A 5,490-nucleotide genomic window follows, 5' to 3' on the forward strand; every position below is an offset into this window, starting at 1 on the left:
GGGCGCGGGTCGCGCGGCAGTGGGTTGGCCGAGGGCATAGGGCGCATCCTGCCCCAATGACTCGAGCCGGCGGTGGCGGCTCGGCCAATCCGGGAAGAGACACCCGCACACCGAAATCGACCGAGGTGCAATGGCTCGCATAGCCCGCCGTACCGCAATAGCCTGGCTAACCGTGGCGGCGACCGTGGCTAGAACGCATGGCTGAACAGAGCCGCCCGCGCGATGCCGTGAGTAGGGCGCGGACTGCTATCGCCACCCGTCTCCATGACCCGGGTCACGTCTTTCTCCGGAAATCCACGCGTGCCGCAGTCCTCGTGCCACTGGTGTATTGGTTCGTTCAGTCCGTGCTCGGGTGGAGCAACGGCGCGCTGTATGCATCATTCGCGACGTTCTCGGTGTTGGTGTTCGCCGACCTGGGCGGCCCAATGCGGCACCGGTTGCGGGCCAATCTGCTGTTGGCCGTGACGGGCGTAGGCCTGGTGGCGCTGGGGTCGGTGATTGCCCATTGGCGTTGGGGGACGGTGCTGGCCACGTTCGTCGTTGTTTTTGCCATCGCGTACACGCGGGTGCTGCGGGGGTACTTCGCCGCATCGGCGACGGCCGCGATCCTTCCGTTCGTGCTTGCGGCCACCTCCACGCCGTCATTCGACCTGGTTCCCGTCCGCTGCTTCGGTTGGGGATTTGGTGCTCTAGCGGCGACTGCTGGCGCGATGGTGTTGTGGCCCGCCCATCCGCGCAGCGAACTGCGCAAGCGACTGGCCGACACCATCGATTCGGCAGCGGCGGCGACCGGCAAGTTGCTAGCCGCTGACTCGGTAGCTGGCCGAGAAGCCGCCACAGCGGCCGTTGTCGAGTTATTCGAGCGGGCTGCCCGGTTGGGCAGGGCCTTTGATGGCAGGCTGGCCCGACCGGGCGGTGGGACGTTGCGGGACCGCAATCTGCTCTTGACCATCAACGAGATGCGCCGTCTGCGAACAGTGTTGCGCGTCTGGCTCAACGATTCCTCGGTCAGCCTGCAAGCTGCCGACGTTGAACTCGCCAAGGTCGTCGTGCGGACGTTGGCCGACTGCGCAACCGCGCTGCGCGAGGGGTCCGGCGACACTGATGTGGCGGAGATCGCCGCGGCGCGCGACGTTCATGAAAGGTGGCTCATCGAGTGGGCCGCGGCACCCGAGCAGCGGGCGTCGCCGGGGCGATTGCGTGGCGGTCTGGACAGTTCGTTTCATGTCCGCGTCGTCTCGATGGCCAGCGAGGTGCTCGCCCGCTACGTCGCTGGTGCGTTGGATACCAGTCGGGCCCGATCTCGGACGGCGGCACTTGGTGAGCCGCGCATCGCCCCGTTGGGCGGCGTGCACGAGCTCGTCGAGTCGGCCGACGACTCCTCCGTGGTGATGCGGCTGCGGGAGCAATGGTCGCTGCGGTCACCGTGGATGCGCACCGCACTGAAGACGGCTACCGCCTTGTCGATCACCGTGGCGGTGGTGTCGGTAGCCCACTTGGATCACGGCTTCTGGGTGTCGCTGGGTGCGTTGGTGGCATTGCGACTCAACGTCTCGGCGACCTGGAAGACCTCTGGTCAGATGGTGGTGGGAACCGTCATCGGCTTCGTGTTGGGTTCGGCCTGGGTGGCGCTCGCCAGCACGACAGTTGGCTTGTACTGGTTGTTGTTGCCTTTCGCGGTGTTCTTGGCGGCTTACACCCCTGGCGCGGTCTCGGTCATCGTTGGGCAGGCGTCGTTCGCAGTGTTTGTGATCGCCCTCTTTGGCATCACCGAGCCCGCGACGTTCGGTACCGGCGCGATCAGATTGCTCGACGTCGTTGTCGGCGTCTTGGTGGCTTTGGTCGTCAGTCTTGCGATGTGGCCCCGCGGGGTTACCCCGGTTGTCGAGGCCCGACTGCGATCAGGAATCGATGCGTCTACCGCTTTCCTCGTGGCCGTCGTCACTAGGTTCGTCAACGGTGCCACAGCCAGCGACCCAGCCGCCGACAAACAAGCACAGCACGAGGTCACGCGGACGTTGGCGATCGCGCACCGCGAGGTGAGCATCGGCCAGGAGTCATTCGATCTGGCGATCGGCCAGGGTGGCCACGAGCTGGCACATCTGCCCGCCTGGACCACCATCGTCAATCTCACCGGACAGGTAATGTTCGTCGGCGCGATTCTTGCCGGCATGGAACGCGTATCGCCGATGCCGCCGCAGTGTGAGGAGTTCGGGAGCACGGTTGAGAGTTTGTCCGCCACGATCAGAGAACACATGCTCGCCTCGATCGACGTTTTGTCCGGGAACAACACTGACCCCGTCGACAACGACACCCTGTTCATCAGCACCGCCGAGTTGGTCATGATCAGCGCGGCGGTGGACGAGTCGATCGCACGATTGGCGCTGAACCCCGGCCCGAGGTTTGGTCACGAGGTCGTCGCGCTGGCCTTCGTTGCCGCCTGGTTGGGCGAGTGCGCCTGGATGTGCAACCAGTTCGCGACCAGGGCGACCGGTGAAAGCAAACCCGTCACCGAACTTGTCGCTACGCCGAACGGGTGACTTCCCTGGTTGATGCGTGGGCGTCCGACCGCGCGCGGGCGGCAGATTTCGGTCATCATTCGGTGGTTACCCCACCGCCGTAAATACCTGCAGAGCGCACGAATTCGACACATTCGGCAGGTCGTCGGGGATTGGACTGGCCTAGAATTGGGTACGAAGATTATGGGAGTTGAGCAGCCCGTCGGCTCGCACGAGTCGTGGTTGCACTCTGCTAGAAGGGACGAGATGAGCGACCACGGCAGTGCGCGGAGCACAGGGAATCTCCCTGCGACGAAACATGACGCCCCGACGGTCGGTGAACCTCAATCCCCCGGTGCCAACCCGGTGCCTACTGACGATCACGGTCGGCCATTGGTGGTCGGTCCCGACGGGCTGATCCTGACCGGCGCCGACGGGAAGCCAATCGTTGACCGACGCCGTCCGCGCAATGAGCGTCGACCAGAGAATCCGCGCGTCAGTGTGGTCGTACCGTGTCTGAACGAAGCCGCGAACATTCGGGAGATCCTGCCCTACCTGGTGAACTTCTACGAAGTCATCGTCGTGGACGGTAACTCCACCGACGGTTCGGCTGAAGCCGCCCGCGAGGCATTGCCCAGCGCCAAAGTCATCAACCAAACCCGCAAGGGCAAGGGCAACGCAATGGCCTGCGGCTTTGCTGAGGTCACTGGTGATGCCATCGTTATGTTCGACATCGACGGTTCGGCTGACCCGCACGAGATCCCCCGCTTTATCAAGGCGTTGACCGACGGCGCCGACCTAGCAAAGGGCAGCCGCTTCTGCCCCGGTGGCGGCAGCCAGGACATCACGCTGGTTCGCAGTTGGGGTAACACGGGCTTGAACATGATCGCCAGTGTTCTCACCAATACTCGGTTCACCGATCTCTGTTACGGCTACAACGCGTTCTGGGCCGACCAGCTCTACATGCTTGACCTGCCTGAGATCGAGGCCGATCACGAGGCCGAGATGGTTCAAGGCGACGGCTTCGAGATTGAGGCGCTGATCATCGGCCGCTTCGCCTTGTCGGGAGCGTCCATCACCGAGGTTCCGAGTTTTGAATTTGACCGGTATCACGGGCGCACCAACCTCAACACGTTCAAAGATGGCTTCCGAGTGCTGTGGACGATCATTCAAGATCGTGCCTATGCCCGCCAGATCCGGGCGACCGCCAAACGCCGGTCCGCGTCGCGGTTGAACGCGCCCCAGCGGCCTGGCTGGATGAATGACTCGGTTTCGCGTCGGGGCATTCGGCCCGTGAAGAAGTTGGATGTCGCATAGCCCGACGGGTTTCCCTAGGGTCGGCATCGCGCCGGCAGGCGCGTCCGAGTCATCGCGCCAGCAGGCGCGTCTGAGCCACTGAGAGGCAGTCCACGTGAGCGATGAGCTGGATTTCTCCGACCTTTCGGCAGTCTTCATTAACTGCACCCTCAAGCGCTCCCCCGAGCTCAGTCACACTGCTGGACTGACCGGCGTCAGCACGGCGATCATGCGCAAACACGGTGTCGACGTCACTGAAATCCGTGCGGTCGATCATCCGATCGCTACTGGCGTGTACCCCGACATGACCGAGAAGGGCTGGGACCGCGACGCTTGGCCGGAGATCGGCGCCAAGGTTCTGGCGTCGGACATCTTGGTGATCGCGACTCCGATCTGGCTCGGTGACAAGTCCAGCGTCTGCACGCGGGTCATCGAGCGGCTCTACTCGATGTCCGGCCAACTCAATGAGGCTGGCCAGTACGCCTACTACGGCAAAGCGGGCGGCTGCGTGGTGACCGGCAACGAGGACGGCGTCAAGCACGTCGCGATGAACGTGCTGTACTCGCTTCAGCACCTCGGTTACACCATCCCGCCCCAGGCCGATGCCGGCTGGATTGGCGAGGTGGGCCCGGGCGCTTCCTACCTTGACCCCGGGTCGGGCGGGCCGGAAAACGAGTTCACCCAGCGCAACACCACGTTCATGACCTGGAACCTCATGCAAATCGCGGCGTTACTCAAGCGCAACGGCGGCTTTCCCAAGCACGGCAACTCCCGCTCCGAGTGGGACGCCGGAGCCCGGTTCGATCACCCGAATCCCGAGTATCGCTAGCGCGTAGGCCCGCGATACGGGGCGAGGGTTAGCGCGGGTTCATGGCACTCATGCCGTCCACCAGGGTGGTCCGGTTGAGTCGGCCAGGTTCGATTGGATCGACGCGGTAGCTGAAGCTCGCGTCGTCGGAATGAAGAGTCAGCACCGGATCACCGGCACCATTTGTCTCGGTGATCCAGGGTGTTCCACCCCAGGCTGTCACGCGATGACCACTCGTGAGCTTGCGAGTACTCCCGCAACATCCAGAGTAGGAGATCCGGTCGTCGGTGACTGTATTCACGAGGGTGGCGGTTTTGTTGGTGGCGTTGACGGAGAACTCCAGCAGCCGTGGCGGGTTGTTGTCTTCGGTGCCGTTGTCGAAGATGGAGATGCTTCCGTCGGGCAGGCGCCGGGCGTCGTGTTGGGAGGCGAACGGTTGGTCGAGGCCGGAGATCGCCAGACTCTTAGCCGTTGGAGTTCCGCCCAGCTTCCAGTCGATGGAGCCATCGGACTTGTTGATCCGGTAGACGGCGTTGAGGTGCCTGGCAGAGACGATCACCCCGTCACCGTCATCCTGAACCGAGTTCAGGTGGTCGATGTCCCAGTTGTCGTGGCCTTCCAATGCGAGTAGGGAAATTGCACTGTGGGCCTCGGACGTCTTGTCCGTCCAGTCGGTGAAAGGAATGTGGTCGCGGGCCCGCCACGACCAAAGGACGTTCCCATCAGCGTCGAGTTCGACTAGTTCGCCGTCGATGAGCGTGGCGTGGTCCGATCCACCGGAGTAGGCCGTCATGTCCACGCATTCACTTCCGGGACAGTCCCGGTAGGTGTACTTGATGGCGTAGTAGGTTCCGTGGTCGGTCGGTTGGAAGTCATGCATATCCAGGC

General features: G+C 63.5%; 4 protein-coding genes. 3 read left to right on the top strand and 1 reads right to left on the bottom strand.

The window, feature by feature from the left end; all coding sequences use genetic code 11:
- Positions 1–197 precede the first annotated feature (197 nt).
- The 3 genes from KAZ48_10500 to KAZ48_10510 all read left to right on the top strand — a co-directional run bounded on the left by KAZ48_10500 (position 198) and on the right by KAZ48_10510 (position 4,623).
- Positions 198–2,540 carry an FUSC family protein gene (locus tag KAZ48_10500; GenBank protein MBP7973221.1) on the top strand — a complete coding sequence of 781 codons (2,343 nt, stop codon included), beginning with the start codon at positions 198–200 and terminating at the stop codon, positions 2,538–2,540.
- Positions 2,541–2,864: 324 nt separating this feature from the next.
- Positions 2,865–3,815 carry a glycosyltransferase family 2 protein gene (locus KAZ48_10505; GenBank protein ID MBP7973222.1) on the top strand — a complete coding sequence of 317 codons (951 nt, stop codon included), beginning with the start codon at positions 2,865–2,867 and terminating at the stop codon, positions 3,813–3,815.
- A gap of 94 nt (positions 3,816–3,909) precedes the next feature.
- Positions 3,910–4,623, top strand: a complete 714-nt coding sequence (locus tag KAZ48_10510) for a flavodoxin family protein (GenBank protein ID MBP7973223.1) — start codon at positions 3,910–3,912, stop codon at positions 4,621–4,623.
- A gap of 28 nt (positions 4,624–4,651) precedes the next feature.
- On the opposite strand, the gene KAZ48_10515 is transcribed toward KAZ48_10510, so the two are convergent.
- On the bottom strand, positions 4,652–5,490 hold an 839-nt coding region (locus KAZ48_10515), incomplete at its 5' end, for an aryl-sulfate sulfotransferase (protein MBP7973224.1).

Source organism: Candidatus Nanopelagicales bacterium (assembly GCA_018003655.1).
In the GTDB taxonomy this organism is placed as follows: Bacteria; Actinomycetota; Actinomycetes; order S36-B12; family UBA10799; genus JAGNDY01.